This window comes from Halomicrobium sp. IBSBa, assembly GCF_017612575.1.
Taxonomy (GTDB): domain Archaea; phylum Halobacteriota; class Halobacteria; order Halobacteriales; family Haloarculaceae; genus Halomicrobium.
Genome location: NZ_JADPQC010000001.1, coordinates 101533 through 120833, shown reverse-complemented (window position 1 = coordinate 120833; position 19301 = coordinate 101533). Strand labels below are relative to the sequence as shown.

The window sequence follows — 19301 nt, the reverse complement described above, 5'->3', positions numbered from 1 at the left end:
TGACTTCAAATCTCGGCGGAGATCATATACACAAATAAATACTCCCCTCTCAGTAGCAACACAATCCGTCGACAGCGCCAGTCGATCTGGTCAGCAGCGGCCGCTCGCTGTGGACGGTGCCGACTGTCGTCGGTCGGAGCACCGCGACTGAGGGGAGACTCTGCGACGCAGGTGTCTCTTGCACGACCGGTCGCGTCGGACGAGGTTTCTTACGGTGCCGATCGCTCACGGCTCTGAGCGTTCTCTGTGTCCGAAGTAAGCGACGACCGAATGGAAAACTGGACGGCTGCCCGTCGCGGCGACACTCGACAGCCGGGAGTCCACACCGACTGTATCCGTCGGCAGTCATCTCGGCCTCGTGGCCGTCCAGCCGTTCACAGTGTTGCGGCCGACGGTAGCAGTCCCGAGAGACGGACGCCCTTCGACGCCGCCACTCAGTCCAAAAATACGTCAGTGCCTGGAACTACGTCGACGTCCGCGGGCAGTTCGTCGAACCACTCGACCGCGTGGACCGACTCACCAGTCGGTTCCACGGCGGTGAGGTCGTACTCTCCCGAGAGGGGGAGTCCACGGACGGTGACGAATCCCCGAGTCGCGGTCTGTTCGCCGTCGTCCGTTTCGACGGTGACCTGCCAGACGCCTTCGATCGCCGTCCGCTCGATCTCGAAGCCGATCGTCGCGCGAACGTGATCGACGATCGCAGCCGTGAACTCCTCGTCGGGTGCCACGTTCTCGACGGGGATCTTCCACGAGCAGGTGTCTGTCTGCCGTCGGAGGAGGAGTTCGCCCGCTGGGTTCGTGATGCCCACGCAAGCGAGATCTGGAAGGTCTCTCACCTGTTCGACGACTGCCGCGTCGACGGTATCTCGCCGTTCGTGATACGGAATCGTATCGTCCGCAGCGAGGCGCTCGTAGTCGACGATCGATTCGACCTCCGGAGAAGGTGTGTCTGTCGTCATGGTCGGTGTGTGGTTTGTAGCGGGGCTCGATCGAAGTGAGCGTTCTCGACGAACGCTCGGGCGAAGCCCGCGAAGCCAGTATTCGAGCGACAGGCGGCGGGCTAATGAATGTACCGGCAGTCCGGAAGGTCGTGTTCAGAGAAGCTGCGGTCTCTGCCGACTCGTAGACACCGATGCCCTCGCGCTTGCGGTCCGGCGACTCACCGTCGAGGGGAAGAGCCGTCGGCCCTCTCGAACCACGCTCTGCGTGCTTGCACCAGGACTCCGCTCCTCAGCCCGTTCGAACGGCGCTGCGGCCGCGTACAGGTATCGGCGAGATTCTTGCAAGGGCCGCGGTTCAATCGGCCGGCGACACCGTGAGGGTCCACCCAGCGTGGGCTTGCGGTGCTTTCCAGTTGCTTCGGTCAGCCCCTATTTGGACACCGCTGTCTGGCACAGCCTCGTCGTCACAGCGTGGCGGTTGGCGACGGATCTCGACGCCACACCTCTACCGACGACGATCGATGCAGGCGAGCCTATCGCTGGTCTCTCGACGGCTTCTGACCGTCCTCGTCGGGTGCTGCCCGGCAGCGGGCCGTGGGTGTCCTGCTGGCGCTGGCGTTTTCCCCTCGTTGCTCGCTTTCGGTCGCTGTGCGTGGCTGTTTTTTCTCACTTCCGCCCGTCGGAGGTGGCCACAGTGGAACAAATAAATCGCATAGTGCTATACGCAATGAGGGTGCGAACGGCAGTGAACAGTACGTCTCAGAGGCACGTCAGTCCAGCAGCGAGTCGAGCGACCAGTTCAGAACGTCGGCGACGCTCGTAGACGGCAAGAGTGGCAGTGGTGCCGAAGTTCGAGACGCACGACTCGTTGTCGGCGTCGTCACAGCCCGCCGATCCGGTCTCACGAGGGAGACGACGCCAGCGATGCGGGACGATAGTGTATCAGTCGGACTGATACTACCGGCTGTAAATCTGTGACCGATTTCGCCACCCCGGGTGGCGAAGATCCTCACGAAGTGACAGCCGGCAGTATGAGAAGTGCTAGTTCCGACGGCGGCACCGAAACGACGGATCGGGAGAATCCGGAACCGCGTCGTCAGTCTTCGCTCTCTTCTTGCGTGCGCGTCGTCTGTGACGGGCCGCCGGAGAAGACGAACTCGTGTTCGGCTTCCGTCTCGAAGCGGTCGAGGATGTCCCCGAGCGGTCGAGCGTACCGTTTCAGCTGTTCGGCACGCGAGGACACTTCGTTGAGTTCGGCGGCCTGTTCCTCGGCGGCACCGGCGACGGTCTCGGACTCGGACATCATCTGCTCGCTGGTGTCTGCAGCCTCCTGCAGTTGGGTCGCGACGGCGCGGAACTGGGTGAGCGAGTCACCGAGGTCGACCGCTTGCTGCTCTGCTTCGAGGGCTTCGAGCGTCTCGACCAGTTCGTCGAGATCCTCGGAGATCGTCTGTAGCTGGTCTTTCTGCTCGTAGGCGTCGTCGGAGATCTTCTGGATGGACTCGGCGACTTGCTCGGAGGCGTCACGGACGGACTCGGCGCTTTGCAACACCACGTCACCGGATTCCGCGACCTCGTCGGAGAAGCTCTTGAGCTGGCCGGTCGTCTTCTCCAACTCCTCGATCATGGCGTTGAACTCGCTCGCGATGGTGTCCATCGCTTCGTTCTCCCCGTCCTGCTCCATTCGCGTGGTCATGTCCCCGCCCGCGGTCTGCTCCATGGCGACGGAGAAATCGGTGGCTTTCTCCTGGAGGTAGTTGCTCATCTCCATGGCTTCCGCGCGCGAGACCTCGGCCTCTTTGCGTGCGCGCTCGGCTTCGTCGATCTGTTCTCTGAGCGCGTCACGCATGTCGGCGAAGCCGTCGTACAGCTGTCCGATGTTGTCGATCCGTGACGTGTCCAGTTCGACGTCGAGGTTGCCCTCCCGCATCTCTTCGGTCTTCCGGGTGAGCGTATCGATCGACGACGAGGTGCTCCAGCCGAGGGCCGCACCGATGCCGCCGATGAAGACGACAAGGCTGGCCGTCGCGATCAGGCCGTACAGCTGCACATCCTCGACGAAGCCAAACACCGTCGAGGACGGTGCGTGGGTCAGGACGACCCAGTCAGTTCCAGAGACCGGCGCGTAGCCGACGGTGTACTCCTCGTTCAGTCCGAGGTCGCCGCTGGGTGCCATCGCCGTCTTGACGCTGGCGCTCTCTTGTGTGCCCCGCAGCGCGTTCGCGTCGTCGACCGTCTGCTGGACGGGGTACGTCGACAGCGTCATCCCCTCTCGGTCGCTGTTGCCGGCGTAGGCCTGGTCGACGACGACCGTTCGGTGGCTGTCTACGACCTGTGTGAACCGTGCGGACTCGTCCTCGGCCGGACTGATCGAATCGGCGAGTTCGTCGAGTCGGTACTCGACGACCAGGATGCGGTTCTGGGAGGCCGGCACCGGGCTGGCGAATCCGATCGTCGATGCGCTGTCCTGGCTGTCGCGGTAGACGTCAGAGACGAGCACTTGACTGGCGTCGCTGCGCTCCATCTCGGACGTCCACCGGAGGTTCGCCGACAGCGCCGACGAGTCCGCACGGAGGCTCGTACTGGCGACGACGGACGACCCCGACGGCGTCGTCTCCAGCAGGTGGACGTTCCTGGCGTCGGCCGGCAGCCGGGACAGCTCGTTTTCGAGAGCGAGTTCGAGATCCGTCTCGTCGTCACCCCACTGGTCCTGATTCGAGATGAGCTTCGTCGACAGCTTGTTCTGTGTGACCCACTGCTCGACGATGTCACTCTGCTGGACGGCCGTGTTCTTGAACTGTTCTTCGACGTTGTCCTGTGTCTGGGTCCGGACCTCTTCGGTCGCCGCGAACCCGATGATGCCGACCGACAGCCCCATCACCAGCAGGACGAGCCCGAACTTCAGCGCGAAGCTCCGCCTGATGAAGTTGGGCGTGATCTTCTGGACGATGCTTTCGGAAGACGACTCTGTGTCGCTCATCGTGTCCCACCACCAGTGAGAGCTTGTTCGCCGCGAACGGGCATGCCCGTCGTTGTGCCATCCGCTGGCGACACGTCGCTGTTTCGCATAGGTTTGTGTGTATTATTTGAATACAAAAGCCTTTGGAGTGTGTCACAGTGCGGGACGCCGACTCGGGAATCCGGCGGATTTTATACCGGGGCGAGTTGACGCACCTATATGACGGATCTCGTTACCTTCGGAGAAACCATGCTCCGGCTGTCGCCGCCGGGCGACGAACGGATCGAAACCGCAGACCAGTACGTCGTTCGCGCCGCGGGTGCAGAGAGCAACGTCGCAGTCGCCACACAGCGGCTGGGCCTCGACGCGACGTGGGTGTCGAAGCTCCCGGACTCCCCGGTCGGCCGACGGGTCACCGGCGAACTCGCGAGCCACGGTGTCGAGACCGACATCGTCTGGAGTGACGAGGGGCGACAGGGGACCTACTACCTCGAATCGGGAGAGTCCCCACGCGGGAACAACGTCATCTACGACCGGGCCGACGCGGCGGTGACGACGGCGACGCCGGACGAGCTCCCGGTCGATCGAATCCGATCGGCGTCGGCGTTTCACACCACGGGTATCACCCCAGCACTGTCCGAGACCCTGGCGGCGACGACACAGACGCTGCTCGAAGCGGCAGCCGACGCCGACACGCTGACGAGCTTCGACGTGAACTACCGGTCGAAGCTCTGGGAGCCCGACGACGCCCGTGAGACGCTCACGGAGCTGTTCCCCCACGTCGACGTGTTGATCGTCGCCCAGCGAGACGCCGAGAACGTGCTCGGGCGCACGGGCGAGGCGGCGTCGATCGCCCGCGGACTGGCCGAGGAGTTCGACTTCGAAGTGACGATCCTCACGCGCGGGTCCGAGCCGGCACTGGCCGTCGCCGACGGGACGATCCACGAACAGCCGACGTTCGAGGCGACGAGTGCCCACCCCGTCGGCACCGGCGATTCCTTCGTGGGCGGCTTCCTCTCGCAGTACGTCGCGGGCGAGAGCGTCGAAACCTCGCTGGAGTACGCCGCCGGCACTGCCGCGCTCAAGCGGTCGATCCCCGGCGACATCGCCGTCGTGACGCCGGAGGAGGTGGCGGCCGTCATCGAGGGCGGAACCGCAGACATCTCTCGGTGATCCACGGCGTCGACGCTGCAGTATTCGTCTGGTCGATAACCTTCTTATCCCCTGACCGGGTACGCTCTCGTATGGTTGTTCGGAAGCTCTCTGCAATCGACGGAGGACGACCCGATGCGTAGCGCGAAGATCGTCTGTACGCTGGGACCGGCGACGGAGTCGGTCGAGCAGATTCGCGGTCTCGCCGAGGCCGGCATGTCCGTGGCGCGGCTCAACGCCAGCCACGGCACGCCAGAGCACCGCCGCGAGATGATCGACCGAATCCGAGAAGTCGACGCGACCACGGAGCGACCGGTCGCGTCGATGCTCGACATGCCAGGCCCGGAGGTGCGAACGGCTCCGATCCGCGAGCCGATCCAGTTGGACGAGGGCTCGACGGTCGAGTTCGTCCAGTCAGACGAGGCGACGCCAGAGCGCGTCGGCCTCTCGCTGTCGATCACGTCCGTCCAGCCGGGCGATCGCGTGTTGCTCGACGACGGTCGGATCGAGACGACGGTCGACCGCGTTGAGGGCGACTCCGTCTACGCGACCGTCGAGAACGGCGGTGAACTCGGTGCCCGCAAGGGCGTCAACGTCCCCGGCGTCGAGCTGGACCTGCCCGCCGTCACGGACAACGATCGGCGAGAGCTCGACGTCGCCGCGGAGAAAGAACCCGACTTCGTGGCCGCCTCGTTCGTCCGCTCGGGCGAAGACATCTACGAGATCGAGGCCGAGATGGAAGAGCGCGGCATCGACATCCCGATCATCGCCAAGATCGAGCGGGCCGGCGCTGTCGAGAACCTCGATTCGATCGTCGACGCCGCATACGGCGTGATGGTCGCGCGTGGGGACCTCGGCGTCGAGTGCCCGCTCGAAGACGTGCCGATCTTCCAGAAGCGCATCATCCGCAAGTGCCAGGAAGCCGGCGTTCCGGTGATCACGGCGACGGAGATGCTCGACTCGATGATCCACGAGCGCCGTCCGACCCGCGCGGAGGCCTCCGACGTGGCCAACGCCGTCCTCGACGGCACCGACGCGGTGATGCTGTCGGGCGAGACCGCGATCGGCGACAATCCAGTCCGCGTCGTCGAGACGATGGACCGCATCGTTCGCGACGTCGAGTCGGCCCCCGAGTACGACCAGAATCGCGAGCAACAGGTCCCGGCCGCGGGCGAGACGCGAACGGACGCGCTGGCGCGGTCCGCCCGGTTCCTCGCTCGGGACATCGGGGCCTCGGCGGTCGTCGCCGCCTCCGAATCGGGCTACACCGCACTCAAGTCGGCCAAGTACCGGCCGTCGATCCCGATCGTCGCCTCGACGCCCAGCGACGAGGTGCGGCGACAGCTCGCCCTCTCGTGGGGGATTATCCCCGTCTCGACGGAGTACACGACCCAGGGTGCGGACGCGATCATCCAGAACGCCGTACAGGCGGCCCTGGACACCGAGGCAGCGGACGGCGGCGACACCGTCGTCGTCCTCTCCGGGATGATGACCGAGCTCGAAGGGATGAACACGGCCAATCTCCTGAAGGTCCACGTCGCGGCCGAACGGATCGCCAACGGCCGCTCGGTCGTCGACGGGCTGGTGTCGGGGCCGGTCTATCACGTGCCCGACGGCGACCTCTCCGACGTGCCCGACGGTGCGGTGATCTCGATCGCCGCGGACTTCGACGGCGAGTTCGACGGCGAGGTCGAACGGATTGGCGGCATCGTCGACGCCCACGACGGGACGACGGGGTACGCTGCGATCGTCGCGCGCGAGCTCTCGATCCCGATGATCGCCAACGCCGAACTCCCGGACCTGGCGGACGGAACGCAGGTCACGCTCGACGCAGAGCGTGGCATCGTCTACGAGGACACCACCGAAGACGACCGCTCGTAGCGACACGAGCCGGCAGTGAGATCGCTGGCCGTCACTGCTTTACCGTATTGTTCACCCGAAATGAGAAAATGCGTCACAGAGAGACAGCCGGCGGTGTGAATATGTGCAGTTAAGTATCGAAGGGTTCACCCATCCAATATCATGGCCGCATACGCAGGGGTGGATCTCGGCGCGACGAACATTCGTGCTGTCGTCGGCGACGAGTCCGCCCGCGAACTCGGGTCAGACACGCAGGCCACACCGAGGGGACCCAACGGAATCGCCGTCACCGAGGCGATCCTCGACTGTCTCCGCAACGCCTGTGACGACGCCGACGTATCGCCAAGTTCCGTCGTCGCCGCCGGTATCGGATCGATCGGACCACTGGATCTCGCCGAGGGGATCGTCGAGGGACCCGCGAACCTCCCGGATTCGATCGGTCGGATCCCGCTGACCGGCCCCGTCGGCAACCTGATCGACTCGGAACGCGTGTATCTGCACAACGACACCAACGCCGGGGTGATCGGCGAACGCTTCTTCTCTGACCGCAACCCCGACGACATGGTGTACCTGACGATCTCCTCGGGGATCGGTGCCGGGGTCGCCGTCGACGGCAACGTCGTCGACGGCTGGGACGGCAACGCCGGTGAGGTCGGACACATGACCCTCGACCCGGCCGGCGTGATGACGTGTGGCTGTGGCTCGGACGGCCACTGGGAGGCGTACTGTTCGGGCAACAACATCCCGAAGTACGCGATGCAGCTCCACACGGAAGACGGGATGGAGACGTCGCTCCCGGTCGAGAGCGGTGACTTCGACGCGGCGGACGTGTTCGACCGTGCGCGGGATGGCGACGACTTCGCACAGTACGTCATCGGGCAGGTCGGCCACCTCAACGCCATCGGGATCGCAAACGTGGTCCAGGCGTACGCCCCGCTCGTGGTCTACGTCGGTGGCGCAGTGGCGCTGAACAACCCCGACGCCGTCCTCGACCCGATCAGAGACGAAATATCGGAGATGGTGTTCGGAAACATCCCGGACGTGAAGCTCACGACGCTGGGCGAAGACATCGTCGTCATGGGCGCGCTCGCTTCGGCGATCACCGACGGCACCGGCGAGCGGTAATCGCCGACGCGGTCAGCCCCGTTCCAGATCGTAGAGGCGGCGAAACGCCGCCGGTGGAAAGCGCAGTTCCACGCGGCTGGGCGGTCGTCCCTTCCCGCTTTCGAGGCCGGACTGGACGCGTTCGACGATTCCGCCTTCGGCCATCTCGTAGAGGTACCGCTTGACCGTTCCCGGCGAGAGGTCGACGGTCGCTTTCGCGGCGATCGCCTCCGTGGTCGCGGTGACGGACGCACGCTCGGCCGAATCGAGTTCGACGACTTCTCGCAGGACGCGCTGTTTGTTGTCTGGCAGCGCGAGCACTCTCGCCAGCGACACCGAGGGTCGTGGGATCTGCTCGATGGCGGCCTCGACGTCGTCCTGGCCGACGCGAGTTCCCTCTCGTTGACTCGCGTCGTCGGCCGCGATAAACAGCGCCGCCAGCGCGTCGTGTGCGTTGCCGTCCGCCCACTCGGCGATCGTACGGGCCTGTTCGTGGCTCAGCGCCTGGGGAGCGAGTCCGTCCGAGGCACGCGTCATCAACACGTCGACGAGCATCTGTCGACGGTACGGCTCGACTGGGATCGTCGTCGCCGTGTACTCGGTCAACAGTGTCTCTTCGGGGTCGTCTCGTCCGATCGCCAGCCAGCTCACGTTGCTGGGCAGCCCCGCGAAGAGGTCGATCAGCGCCTCGGCGTCGGTGCTGCCCTGCTCGCCGACGTGATCGACGGCGATCACGACGCCGATGCTCGCGGCTCCGAGCATCTCGTGGAGCCGACGGCGAAGCTCCGAGGTGCTGATCCCGTGTTCGGGAACCCGGTCGTCGACGAGTCCGTCGAGCACGCGGTGGTAGAACGCGAACCGACTCGTCGTCTCACGCAGATCGACGTAGACGAACTCCGGAGAGGGAGGCGCTGCCGCACGGGTACTCGTGTGGATGACCGACCGCTGTTCGGTCGACAGTCGGCCGAGTCGCGAGAACAGTGCCGTCACGATCGCCGACTTCCCGGAGCCGAACGGGCCCGACACGTAGGCGTTGGGCGGTAAGCGGCCGTCGAACACCGGATCGAGGTGATCGAGCAGTCGCTCGAAGACGGGGCCTCGGTCCGACGGATCGTCGATGTGTGCGACCGGGGACAGCGATTCGTAGTCCTGAATCAGTCGGGGGCCACCGCCCCGGCGCTGTCGTCGTTTTATTCTCGCGTCGATATCCATGAGCGATCCTGGGAGGCGTTGTGAGTGATATCGTCTACACTATTAAAAGGACCCGGGTTGTCCGGTATCCAGTCGTCCCCGTCGGTCGGACGACGAGCGCGTCGGCCGAACCGGGTGGATAGCTGTGCCATCTCTCCTGTCGATGTCGCGATCAGAGTCCGAGGTAGCCGGCGTTCGGGAGGACGTTTGCCAGGTAGAGGACGCCGACCGCCAGCATCGCGATCGCGATCGCCATCGCGGGTGGGTCGACGTGGGTGCCCGAGTGCGAGTAGAACAGTCGCTGGGTCACCTCGCCCAGGAGCGCACTGATCGCGCCGAACAGGGCCGCCACCAGCAGGATCACCGGCGGGCTCGCGATCACGTCGGCCGCGAGGACCGCACCGACGGCACCGATCAGCGTCATGTGGTGCGTGACGGGGATCTTCTCGATCCCGAGGGCGAGAAAGAGCAGGCTCGCCGCCGAGATGCCGTAGCTGAGGAAGACGCTCCCGGTCTCCAGCCAGATGTAGCCCGCCAGGACGCCGGTGACCAGCCCGATCACGGTGACGCCCGACCACTTGTACTGGTGGGGGAGCCACGGCTCGGTCGCCAGTCGCCCTTCGTGCTCGGCCGGAACTTCGCCGCCGTCGGCCATCCGGCGCGGTTCCTCGCGCTCGAACGGCGACATGTCGAGCAGGCTCGATCCGGCCACCTTGCCGACCAGCGGGTAGCCAAAGACGAGGCGAGCGATGAACGCCGTCGCGACGACCGACAGCGCGATGTTGTCGGTCGGGAAGCCGATCCCGCCCATGACGCGGGTGATGATCATCCCGAGGGCACCGAACACTGCCCCGACCGCCAGCACGTCTGGCTTGGTGCCGTGAGCGAAGGAGATGTTCTTCCCGAAGTGGTAGTCCCAGCCGGCCGGCTCCATCTCGGGGTACTTCTTGCCGGCGTAGGCCGCAGCGGCGACGCCGCCAGCGAAGGCGACGTGCGGGCCGGTGACCATCCCGAAGCCGATGACGCCGGTGATACCCGTGGCCAACTCGCCGTCCGGAACGTCCGGGAGACTGCCGATCTCTCGCTGGAGAATCGCGATCCCCTCGCCGAGGAACACGACGAACCCCGTGAAGATGAACGACGGCAGCGCACCCAGGGCGGCACCGAACGCACCGCCGGCCAGTGCCGCGATGAGCAGGGTGACGAAGCGCTCGGCGGTGATGTCGATGATCGGCAGTTGCAGGAGGACCTCGAGCATTCGTTATTCCTCCTGTGCCCAGTCCCGCGAGCGTTCGACGGCGTCGTCCCAGCGTCCGTACATCTTGTTTGCCTGCTCTGGTGCCATCTCGGGCTCGAAGTTGCGGTCGACCTGCCAGTTGTCCCGCAGTTCGTCGATCGTGTCCCAGTAGCCGACGGCGAGGCCGGCGGCGTAAGCCGAGCCGAGCGCGGTCGTCTCGTCGACTTCCGGCCGAGAGATCTCCGTCTGGATGATGTCGGACTGGAGCTGACAGAGGAAGTTGTTCTTGACGGCCCCACCGTCGACGCGCAGCGTCGTCGTCTCGACGCCGGAATCTGCCTCCATCGCCTCGGCGATGTCTCGGGTCTGGTACGCGATGGATTCGAGGGTCGCACGGACGATGTGCTCTTTCCGGGTCCCGCGAGTCATGCCGACGATCGTCCCGCGTGCGCGCCCGTCCCAGTGTGGCGCACCGAGCCCGGTGAAGGCCGGCACCATGTACACGCCGTCTGTCGACTCGACCGAGCGGGCGAGCTCGGCAGTCTGTGCGGCGTTCTTGATGAGGTCGACGTCTTCGAGCCACTCGATCGCCGCGCCCGTGATGAAGATCGACCCCTCCAGCGCGTACTGGACGGGTTCGCCGGACATCTGGAAGCCGATTGTGGTGAGGAGCCCGTGATCGGACCCGACGGCCTCCTCGCCGGTGTTCATGAGGTAGAATGAGCCCGTGCCGTAGGTGTTCTTCGCGTCGCCGGCATCGAAGCAGGTTTGACCGAACAGGGCGGCCTGCTGGTCGCCCAGGGCACCAGCGACGGGGACCTCGGCACCGAGGAAGCCGTCGGGGTCGGTGGTCCCGTAGGTCGCTTCGTCGGAGGACGGACGCACCTCGGGGAGCATCGCTTCGGGAACGCCGAACTCTTCGAGGAGTTCCGCGTCCCACGACAGCCCCTCGATGTCGTAGAGCATCGTCCGGGAGGCGTTGGTCACGTCGGTGATGTGGTTGCCCGTGAGGTTGTAGATCAGCCACGAGTCGATCGTCCCCATGAGGAGTTCGCCGTCGCGGGCACGCTCACGGAGGTCTCGCGTGCGGGAACTCTCCAGCTTGAGGGGTTCGGCGTTGTCGAGGATCCACTCGGTCTTGGTCGCCGAGAAGTAGGCGTCGGCCTCCAGCCCGGTCTTCTCGCGGATCATCTCGATCTTGCCCGCTTCTTCCAGTTCCTCGACGCGGTCGGTCGTCCGTCGGTCCTGCCACACCAGCGCGTTGTGGATCGGCCGCCCGGTCTCTCTGTCCCACACGATCGTGGTCTCTCGCTGGTTCGTGATCCCGATCGCTTCGAGCTGGGTGGCATCGAGGTCGGCGGCGTCGAGGCCAGCGGTGACGACGGCCTTCGTGTTCTCCCAGATCTCGGTCGGATCGTGTTCGACCCAACCGGGCTCCGGATAGATCTGTTCGTGCTGTTCGTACGAGTTGGCGACGACGCTGCCGCTGTGGTCGAACACCATGAAGCGGGTACCGGTCGTTCCCTGATCGATCGCACCGACGTATGTGTCTGACATCGTTGTGTACTCCGTGGGGCGAAACTTTATCTGCTGTTCCGCTCTATCGATAAACAACATAGGCAATCATTATAAATGTTACTGGCGCTGTCGAACCGTCAGTAAATCATCCGCAGAAACGACCGCTACTGGTACGAGTCCAGCGTCGCCGCGATCTGCTCGTCGATCGATTCCAGCGTCTCGGCCGTCGAGTCTGCGGTGTACAGCCGTTCGACGCCCTCCTCGATGATCGTCCGAACCGTGTCGAACGGGCCGATCTGCGCTCCGCGGGTCCCGATCGTGTCGGTCGTTTCCATCAGCTGGTCCAGTGCCGTCGCGTAGTGGGTGTTCTCCTCGAACCACCCCGACGCCCGTAGTTCCGGAATCGCCCCTTCGTGGACCGGGAAGTAGCCGGTCTCGCGGTGCCAGCGCTGCTGTTGTGCGGGCTGAGTGAGCCAGGTCAGGAACTCGCCGACCGCGTCGTGGACGGCCGTCGAGTGGTCGGCACCGACCCACAGCGACGCGCCGCCGACCAGCACGCCCGTCCTGTCGTCGAGCACCGGGAATCGCCCCGTTCCGACCGGGAACGCCGCGCCCGACTCGATCCCCGTCAGCGAGGATGTCGATCCGATGAGCATCGCGGCGTCTCCGTCGTGGAACGCGGTTCTGGCAGCGCCTCGCGCCTCGATGCCGGGGTCGTAGTGATACCCCGATTCGGACATGTCGCGCCACCACTCGAACAGCGACTGGCCGAACTGACTCCCGAGGTTCGCCGTCGTCGGTCGTCCGGCGCGTCCGTTGTCGTTGTCGACCAGCGGCTCGTCCGCTTCCGCGAACCACTGTTCGACGAACCACGAGTAGTTCGCGAACGTGATGCCGTACTCGGAGACGCCAGCGTCGACGAGGCGTTCCGAGGCGTCTCGCACCGCCGAGAGCGTCTCGGGCGGCCGGTCGGGATCGAGTCCCGCGCGCTCGAACGCGTCGCGGTTGTACACCAGGACCGGATTCGAGGCGTTGAACGGGAGCGAGTGCAACGTCCCGTCGAACCGGTAGTAGTTCGCTACCGGGTCGAGGAGCGAATCGACGTGTTCTCGGGAGAGCAGTTGTTCGACCGGCACGAACTGGCCGCTGTCGCGCGCTCGCGTGGTCCCGATCTCGAAGATCTGGGCGATCGCCGGTGGCGATCCGTTCTCGGCCGCCGTCAGTGCCGCGTCCAGCGTCCCGCGATAGCTCCCCTTCGACGACAGCGAGAGCTGGATGCCGTCGGTCTGGGCCTCGAACTCGCGGGCCAGTTCCTCCAGCAACAGCCCCTTCTCGCCGCCCATCGCGTGCCAGAACTCCACGACGGTCGCGTCTTCGTCCGCGGTCTCGTCGGCGAGTTCGTAGTCGTCGAACGTCGATTCGAGCGTGCCGGCCCGCTCGGCCAGCGTCGAGACGCGCGTCGACACCTCGGCAAGCTCGGTCGTCTGTGTCCTGGCTGCCGTCGCCGCGACCTCGGCGTCGGAGGCGGTGTCGTCACTGATGTCGCCGACGGCGTTGACCATCGAGACGATCTCCTGGGTGGACGCTGCCTGACTGTCGGTGGCCTCGTCGATCTCCTGGATGCTCGTGTCGATCTCCTCGACCTGCCCGACGACGCGTTCGAGACCGTCGGTCACCGATTCGACGGTGTCGTGTGTCCGGTCGACGCTCTCGCTCGTCTCGTGGACGGTCTCGACGGTCGCTTCGGCCTGTTCGTGGACTCGGTCGATGGAGTCCTCGATCTCCGCCGTCGCTCGCTTCGTCTCGCTGGCCAGCTCTTTGACCTCGCTGGCCACGACGCCGAAGCCCTCGCCGTCCTCGCCCACACGGGCGGCCTCGATGTTCGCGTTCAGCGCGAGAACGTTGGTCTGGTCGGCCACGTCGGTGATGAACTCGACGATGTCTTCGATCTCGGTCAGGAGGTCGTTGAGCCGCTCGATCTGCTCGACGGTTTCCGAGGAGCGCGCCGAGAGCTGTTCGAGTTCGGACCTGGCCTCCGTCGCCGAGGACCGGGCCTGATCGCCCTGGGCCGCGGCGTCACCGGTCGCCGTCGCGACCTCGTTGGCCGACGCTGCGATCTCCTCGATCGTCGCCGAGAGGGCCTCCATCTCGTCTGCGATGTCGTTGATCCGCTCGCTCTGTCGATGGGAGCCCGACGAGATGCCGTCGACCGCCTCGCTGACCTCGCGGCTCGCACCTTTCACGGAGTCGAGACGCTCGTCGACCTGCTCGGTCGACGACGCCACCTGCTCGCCGAACACCGAGACCGTCTCGACAGTGTCGCGCCACTCGGCGAGGAGATCCCGGTAGGCACTGTACAGCTCCGAGACTTCCGCTACGTCGGCGTCGCCGGGCGTCGCCGTCAGATCTCCCTCGGCGTTGGCCGCGACCACCGAAGTCAGATCCTCGATCGCACGCTCCAGTGTCTCTGCCCGTTCGCGTTCCGCTGTCAGGGTCTCCTGAACCCGTTCGCGCTCCTCGATCGCTTCGTCGCGCTGCGCGCGTGCCTCGGAGAGTTGCCGTTCGAGTTCCTGTCTCGTTCGTGCCTGTTCGTCGTCTCCGACCGCCTCGCCGCCGTCCGAGCGCGTCTCCGCTTCGGTCGAGTTCGTCGACCGCCAGTCAAACATCGATAACGCGCCTCCTGGTCGTGATGAACATACGATACGTAGCAGGTCCATACCGTACGTATATAATAGTTATTGGTAGATGTATAAGGTAGATAAAGATAGTACGTCGGCGTCTAAAGCGGTGGTACCGCCCGGCTTGCAGGAGATGTATCCCAATCAGCAGCGCCGAGAGCCAGCGAGACAGTCGGCGTCGGTGAGCATGGTCCGCACGACGCGCCAAAATCGTGTTAACGATCACTAGTTTTACTGTCGGTATCCGTTCGTCGGTGAAGTAAAGTGGGTGGCGACCTAACGACTCCGAATATAGATGGCATCGACACCACGAATCGTCGTCGTCGGAGGTGGCTCGACCGGCGCGGGCGTCGCGCGAGACCTCGCGATGCGCGGGGCCGACGTGACCCTCGTCGAGCAGGGGAATCTCACACACGGCACGACGGGGCGCATGCACGGACTGCTCCACAGCGGCGGCCGGTACGCAGTCTCCGACCAGAAGAGCGCACGCGAGTGTATCGAAGAGAATCGCGTGTTACGCGACATCGCGAGCCACTGCGTCGAGATGACCGGTGGCATGTTCGTCAAGCGTCCGGAAGACTCCGAATCGTACTTCGAAGAGAAGCTACAGGGATGTACCGACTGCGACATCCCCGCGGAGGTGATCTCTGGCGAACGCGCACGCGAACGCGAGCCCCACCTCGCGACGGACGTCGACAAGGCGATCTCCGTCCCCGACGGCGCGGTCGATCCGTTCCGGCTCGTCGTCGCCAACGCCGCCAGCGCACAGGAACACGGTGCCCGCATCGAGACCCACTCGAAGGTCACCGATCTGCTCGTCGAGAGCGGCGAGATCGTCGGCGTCGAGGTCGAACACGGGGCCAAGTCCGGCGAGCGCGTCCACGGCGTCCAGTCGGGCCGAGAGACGATCCGGGCCGACCACGTCGTCAACGCGACGGGCGCGTGGGCCGGCCGGATCGGCGACATGGCCGACCTCGACGTGGCCGTCCGGCCCTCGAAGGGCGTCATGACGATCATGAACGTCCGGCAGGTCGACACCGTCATCAACCGCTGTCGGCCCAAGGGCGACGCGGACATCATCGTCCCCCACGAGACGACGGCGATACTGGGGACGACCGACGAGGAGGTCGAGGACCCGGAGGACTACCCAGAAGAGCAGTGGGAGGTCGACCAGATGATCGAGACGCTCTCGGAACTGGTGCCGATGCTCGCCGACGCGCGCTCGATCCGGTCGTTCTGGGGCGTGCGCCCGCTGTACGAACCGCCGGAAGTGGGCAGCGAAGACCCGACCGACATCACGCGAGACTACTTCCTGCTCGACCACGAGGAACGCGACGGCCTGCCGGGGATGACGACCATCGTCGGCGGGAAGTTCACGACCTACCGGATGATGGGCGAAGAGATCGCCGACCACGTCGTCGCCAAGTTCGGGATGGACGCCGACTGCCGGACCGCGGACGTGCCCCTGCCCGGCAGCGAGGAGTTCTCGGTGCTGCGAGACTACATGGACGAGTTCGGCCTGCGCTCGCCGATCGGCCGGCGCAGCGTCGAGCGACTGGGATCGCGGGCCGAGGAGGTGCTCGGCACCGGCGAGCCGAACCCGGTGCTGTGTAACTGCGAGGGCGTCACGCGCGCCGAAGTACAGGACGCGATCTCGCAGGCCGGCGCGGACCTCAACGGGACCCGCATCCGGACCAGAGCGTCGATGGGCAACTGCCAGGGCGGTTTCTGCATCCATCGCCTGGCCGGCGAACTCCACCCCGAGTTCGACGAGGCGACGGTTCGAGACTCCTGGGACGACCTGCTACAGGAACGGTGGAAGGGACAGCGCCACGCGCTCTGGGGGAACCAGCTCCAGCAGGCGATGATCAACTACGCGCTGCACGCGACGACGCAGAACCGCGACCACGATCCGGCGACCCATCCCGTCGACTTCGCTGCCTTCGACAGCGGACCGGGCTCGGATCGTCGCCTGGGGTCGGACACCGTCGGGGAGGCCGCAGATGGCGATTGACTCGGAAGTGCTGGTCGTCGGCGGCGGGCTCGCGGGCGTGACGAGCGCGATCGCGGCCGCCCGCGCGGGTGCGGACGTGCGCCTGGTCTCCTACAAGCAGAGCTCGCTCCGGCAGGCCTCCGGACTGATCGACGTGCTCGGGTACGTCGGCGACGAGGTCGTCGTCGATCCGTACGACGCGATTCCGGAGCTCCACGAGGACCACCCCTACCGGCTCGTGGGCGTCGAGACGGTTCGGGACGCGATGGCGCTGTTCGACGAGACCGTCGACGGCTACCACGGCGACCACACGGAGACAAACGCACTACTGCCGACCCACGGCGGGACGGTCAAGCCGACCGCCCGCTACCCCGCCGGAGCCGCCGAGGGCGTCGCAAGCGACGACCGGGACACGCTCCTGGTCGGCTTCGAGCGGCTGGTCGACTTCGACGCACCGCTCGCCGCGAGTCACGTCGAGGCCGCGGGCGCGCCGTTCTCGGCCGACGGCGTGACGATCACGTTCCCCGGAGACCTCCAGGCCGACGCCAAGGTCACCCGGTACGCGAAGCTGCTCGACCAGAACAGTCCCGTCGCGGTCGACGGCCGGAAGGTCGACACCCGGAGCGCGCTCGCCCAGCGGGTCGCCTCCCACATCGAGGGCCACGAACGCGTCGGCTTCCCCGCGGTGCTGGGCGACGATCACACCGACGCCGTCAGGGCGACACTGGCCGAGGAGCTCGGGGTGGCCGTCTTCGAAGTCCCGATGGGACCGCCCTCGCTGCCGGGACTGCGACTCGAAGACCGTCTCTTCGAGGCGCTCGACCGGTCGGGGGCGCGCTACGAGGTCGGCAATCCCGTCGTCGACTACGAGGGCGAGGACCGGATCGAACGCGTGGTCGTCGAACGCAACGGCTCTCGGGTCCCCTACAGCGCCGACCAGTACGTCCTCGCGACGGGCGGGCTGGTCAGCAAGGGCGTCGAGAGCGACCGCGAGGGCGTTCGAGAGCCGATCTTCGACTGTCACGTCCCGCATCCGGGAGACCGATACGACTGGTTCGAAGACGGCGTCTTCGACGACCACGCCTTCGCGCGCTTCGGCGTCGACGTCGGGAGCGACTTGCGGCCACGTGGGGTCAGCGGAAGCGTGGAGTTCGAGAACCTCAGAGCGGCTGGGGCGACGATCGGCGGCTACGACTTCGCGGCCGAGAAGTCCGGCAGCGGCGTCTCGATCGCGACCGGCTACGCGGCCGGGCGAGCGGCGACGGAGGATCTGACATGAGTGATTCAGCTGACACACCGACGGAGGAGTCGTTCGAACCGACAGAACCGAACACGGGCGAGGAGTTCGAGCCGGTCCAGGTGTTCCCCGACGAGGAGACGATGGACCTGCGACCCGGCGCGGACTCCTGTACGAAGTGTAGCACCTGCGACACCAACTGCCCGGTCGCGGAAGTCGACGACGAGTTCCCGGGACCGAAGTTCCAGGGACCAGAGCAGTGGCGGCTCAAGCAGACCGACGACGGCGACGAGTTCGCCGTCGACGACTCCATCATGGACTGCTCGAACTGCATGCGCTGTGACGACGCCTGCCCCTCGGGGGTCCCGCTCAGCCAGATGCACAACGAGGCCCGCGGCGAGTACGTCGACGAGCAGATGAGCAAGCTCTCGACGGAGTACTGGCGCAACCGGATCCTCGCCAACTACCGCACGTCCGCGTGGCTGGCGAGCAAGGTCCCCCGGATCGCCAACGTCGCGATGAACTTCGGGCCCGCCCGCTGGGTCATGGAGAAGACTCTCGGTGTCACGAGCGAGCGGGAGTTCCCGGCCTTCGCGACGGAGACGTTCTCCGAGTGGTGGGCCGCTCAGGGCGGCGCTGCCGGTTCCCGCGAGCGCGCTCGCGAGGCCCGCGAACGCCGCGGCGAACCCCTCGACGCCGACAAGAAGGTCGCGTACTTCCACGGCTGTTACTCCGAGTACAACACCCCCGAGGTCGCGCGGGCCCTCGTTCGAGTGTACGAGCACTTCGGCTACGAGATCGTCGTGCCCGAACAGGGCTGCTCGGGGACGCCGATGTTCGCCAACGGGATGCTCGACGACGCCCGCCGCCACGCCGAGGTCAACGTCTCCTCGATGGCCGATCTGGTCGAGGAGGGATACGACGCCATCGCCTCCTGTACGTCGTGCTCGCTGGCGCTGCGACAGGAGTATCCCGAGCTGTTCGACATCGACGGCATCGAAGACGTGGCCGAGAACACGTTCGAGTCCATCGAGTACCTCCGGATCCACGAGGACGTGCGCGGTGCCCTCCAGGACGCCGAGATCGGGGACGAACTCGCCGAAGAGTTCGCCTATCACGCGCCGTGTCACGCCCGCAACCAGGGGCTCGAACGGCAGGCAGTCGAGCTGTTCCGCGATCTCGACGGCGTCGCAGTCGAGGACGTGGGCGACTCCTGTTCGGGCATCTCGGGCACCTACGGCTGGAAAGACGAGAAGTACGAGAAGTCGATGGCCATCGGTGAGGAGATGTTCGACCACATGGAGGACGCCGAGAGCACCACCGGCATGACCGAGTGTCCCACCTGCTCGATGCAGATGGAGCACGGCACCGGCTACGACATCCGCCACCCGATCGAGTTGGTCGCGGCGGCGCTGGTCGAGTGAGAGCCGA

The 19301-nt window shown here is 65.8% G+C and carries 12 protein-coding genes; 6 read left to right on the top strand and 6 right to left on the bottom strand.

The features are described 5' to 3' along the window. Window positions 1-434 precede the first annotated feature (434 nt). Together IL252_RS00595 and IL252_RS00590 are read right to left on the bottom strand one after the other, a co-directional pair. Window positions 435-959: a hypothetical protein gene (locus IL252_RS00595; protein ID WP_208625820.1), complete on the bottom strand. Its 525-nt coding sequence runs from the start codon at window positions 957-959 to the stop codon at window positions 435-437. A gap of 1078 nt (window positions 960-2037) precedes the next feature. Then, a complete protein-coding gene (locus IL252_RS00590; protein WP_208625818.1) occupies window positions 2038-3921 on the bottom strand; it encodes a methyl-accepting chemotaxis protein in 1884 nt (627 codons plus the stop codon). A 198-nt stretch (window positions 3922-4119) separates the two neighbouring features. Between IL252_RS00590 and kdgK1 the strand changes: the two genes are divergently transcribed. The 3 genes from kdgK1 (at window position 4120) to IL252_RS00575 (ending at window position 8037) form a co-directional block, all read left to right on the top strand. After that, window positions 4120-5073, top strand: coding sequence for a bifunctional 2-dehydro-3-deoxygluconokinase/2-dehydro-3-deoxygalactonokinase (kdgK1, locus tag IL252_RS00585; protein WP_208625816.1), 954 nt, complete (start codon window positions 4120-4122; stop codon window positions 5071-5073). A gap of 114 nt (window positions 5074-5187) precedes the next feature. Further along, complete coding sequence (gene pyk, locus IL252_RS00580; RefSeq protein WP_208625814.1) at window positions 5188-6933, top strand: pyruvate kinase; 1746 nt, start codon at window positions 5188-5190, stop codon at window positions 6931-6933. Between the two features lie 141 nt (window positions 6934-7074). After that, complete coding sequence (locus tag IL252_RS00575) at window positions 7075-8037, top strand: ROK family protein (RefSeq protein WP_208625813.1); 963 nt, start codon at window positions 7075-7077, stop codon at window positions 8035-8037. Between the two features lie 12 nt (window positions 8038-8049). Here IL252_RS00575 and IL252_RS00570 read toward each other — a convergent pair whose 3' ends face one another. From IL252_RS00570 to IL252_RS00555, 4 genes are all read right to left on the bottom strand, one after another. Continuing rightward, window positions 8050-9228, bottom strand: a complete 1179-nt coding sequence (locus tag IL252_RS00570; protein ID WP_208625811.1) for a Cdc6/Cdc18 family protein — start codon at window positions 9226-9228, stop codon at window positions 8050-8052. Window positions 9229-9379: 151 nt separating this feature from the next. Further along, window positions 9380-10465, bottom strand: a complete 1086-nt coding sequence (locus IL252_RS00565) for a hypothetical protein (protein WP_208625809.1) — start codon at window positions 10463-10465, stop codon at window positions 9380-9382. Between the two features lie 3 nt (window positions 10466-10468). Continuing rightward, on the bottom strand, window positions 10469-12001 hold the full coding sequence (glpK, locus tag IL252_RS00560) for a glycerol kinase GlpK (protein ID WP_208625808.1): 1533 nt from the start codon (window positions 11999-12001) through the stop codon (window positions 10469-10471). A 125-nt stretch (window positions 12002-12126) separates the two neighbouring features. Further along, entirely contained in the window at window positions 12127-14628 is a 2502-nt protein-coding gene (locus IL252_RS00555) for an extracellular solute-binding protein (protein WP_208625806.1), read from the bottom strand. 307 nt (window positions 14629-14935) lie between these two features. Here IL252_RS00555 and glpA point away from each other — a divergent pair, with 307 nt between their 5' ends. From glpA to IL252_RS00540, 3 genes are read left to right on the top strand one after another with little or no spacing between them, the layout of a single operon-like run. Next, window positions 14936-16654, top strand: coding sequence for an anaerobic glycerol-3-phosphate dehydrogenase subunit GlpA (gene glpA, locus IL252_RS00550; protein WP_170094470.1), 1719 nt, complete (start codon window positions 14936-14938; stop codon window positions 16652-16654). Then, window positions 16644-17912 (top strand): glycerol-3-phosphate dehydrogenase subunit GlpB, encoded by a 1269-nt coding sequence (gene glpB / locus IL252_RS00545; RefSeq protein WP_208625804.1) that lies wholly within the window; start codon window positions 16644-16646, stop codon window positions 17910-17912. The genes glpA and glpB overlap by 11 nt, the downstream gene beginning before the upstream one ends. After that, a complete protein-coding gene (locus tag IL252_RS00540) occupies window positions 17909-19294 on the top strand; it encodes an anaerobic glycerol-3-phosphate dehydrogenase subunit C (RefSeq protein WP_208625802.1) in 1386 nt (461 codons plus the stop codon). The genes glpB and IL252_RS00540 overlap by 4 nt, the downstream gene beginning before the upstream one ends. Window positions 19295-19301: the final 7 nt, after the last annotated feature.

What these genes read in the sequence shown, in the direction of transcription:
- glpB (WP_208625804.1), top strand. Translation starts at nt 16,644, where the DNA reads ATGGCGATTGACTCGGAAGTGCTGGTCGTCGGCGGCGGGCTCGCGGGC.
- IL252_RS00595 (WP_208625820.1), bottom strand. Translation starts at nt 959, where the DNA reads ATGACGACAGACACACCTTCTCCGGAGGTCGAATCGATCGTCGACTAC.
- pyk (WP_208625814.1), top strand. Translation starts at nt 5,188, where the DNA reads ATGCGTAGCGCGAAGATCGTCTGTACGCTGGGACCGGCGACGGAGTCG.
- kdgK1 (WP_208625816.1), top strand. Translation starts at nt 4,120, where the DNA reads ATGACGGATCTCGTTACCTTCGGAGAAACCATGCTCCGGCTGTCGCCG.
- IL252_RS00590 (WP_208625818.1), bottom strand. Translation starts at nt 3,921, where the DNA reads ATGAGCGACACAGAGTCGTCTTCCGAAAGCATCGTCCAGAAGATCACG.
- IL252_RS00570 (WP_208625811.1), bottom strand. Translation starts at nt 9,228, where the DNA reads ATGGATATCGACGCGAGAATAAAACGACGACAGCGCCGGGGCGGTGGC.
- IL252_RS00540 (WP_208625802.1), top strand. Translation starts at nt 17,909, where the DNA reads ATGAGTGATTCAGCTGACACACCGACGGAGGAGTCGTTCGAACCGACA.
- glpK (WP_208625808.1), bottom strand. Translation starts at nt 12,001, where the DNA reads ATGTCAGACACATACGTCGGTGCGATCGATCAGGGAACGACCGGTACC.
- IL252_RS00575 (WP_208625813.1), top strand. Translation starts at nt 7,075, where the DNA reads ATGGCCGCATACGCAGGGGTGGATCTCGGCGCGACGAACATTCGTGCT.
- IL252_RS00565 (WP_208625809.1), bottom strand. Translation starts at nt 10,465, where the DNA reads ATGCTCGAGGTCCTCCTGCAACTGCCGATCATCGACATCACCGCCGAG.
- glpA (WP_170094470.1), top strand. Translation starts at nt 14,936, where the DNA reads ATGGCATCGACACCACGAATCGTCGTCGTCGGAGGTGGCTCGACCGGC.
- IL252_RS00555 (WP_208625806.1), bottom strand. Translation starts at nt 14,628, where the DNA reads ATGTTTGACTGGCGGTCGACGAACTCGACCGAAGCGGAGACGCGCTCG.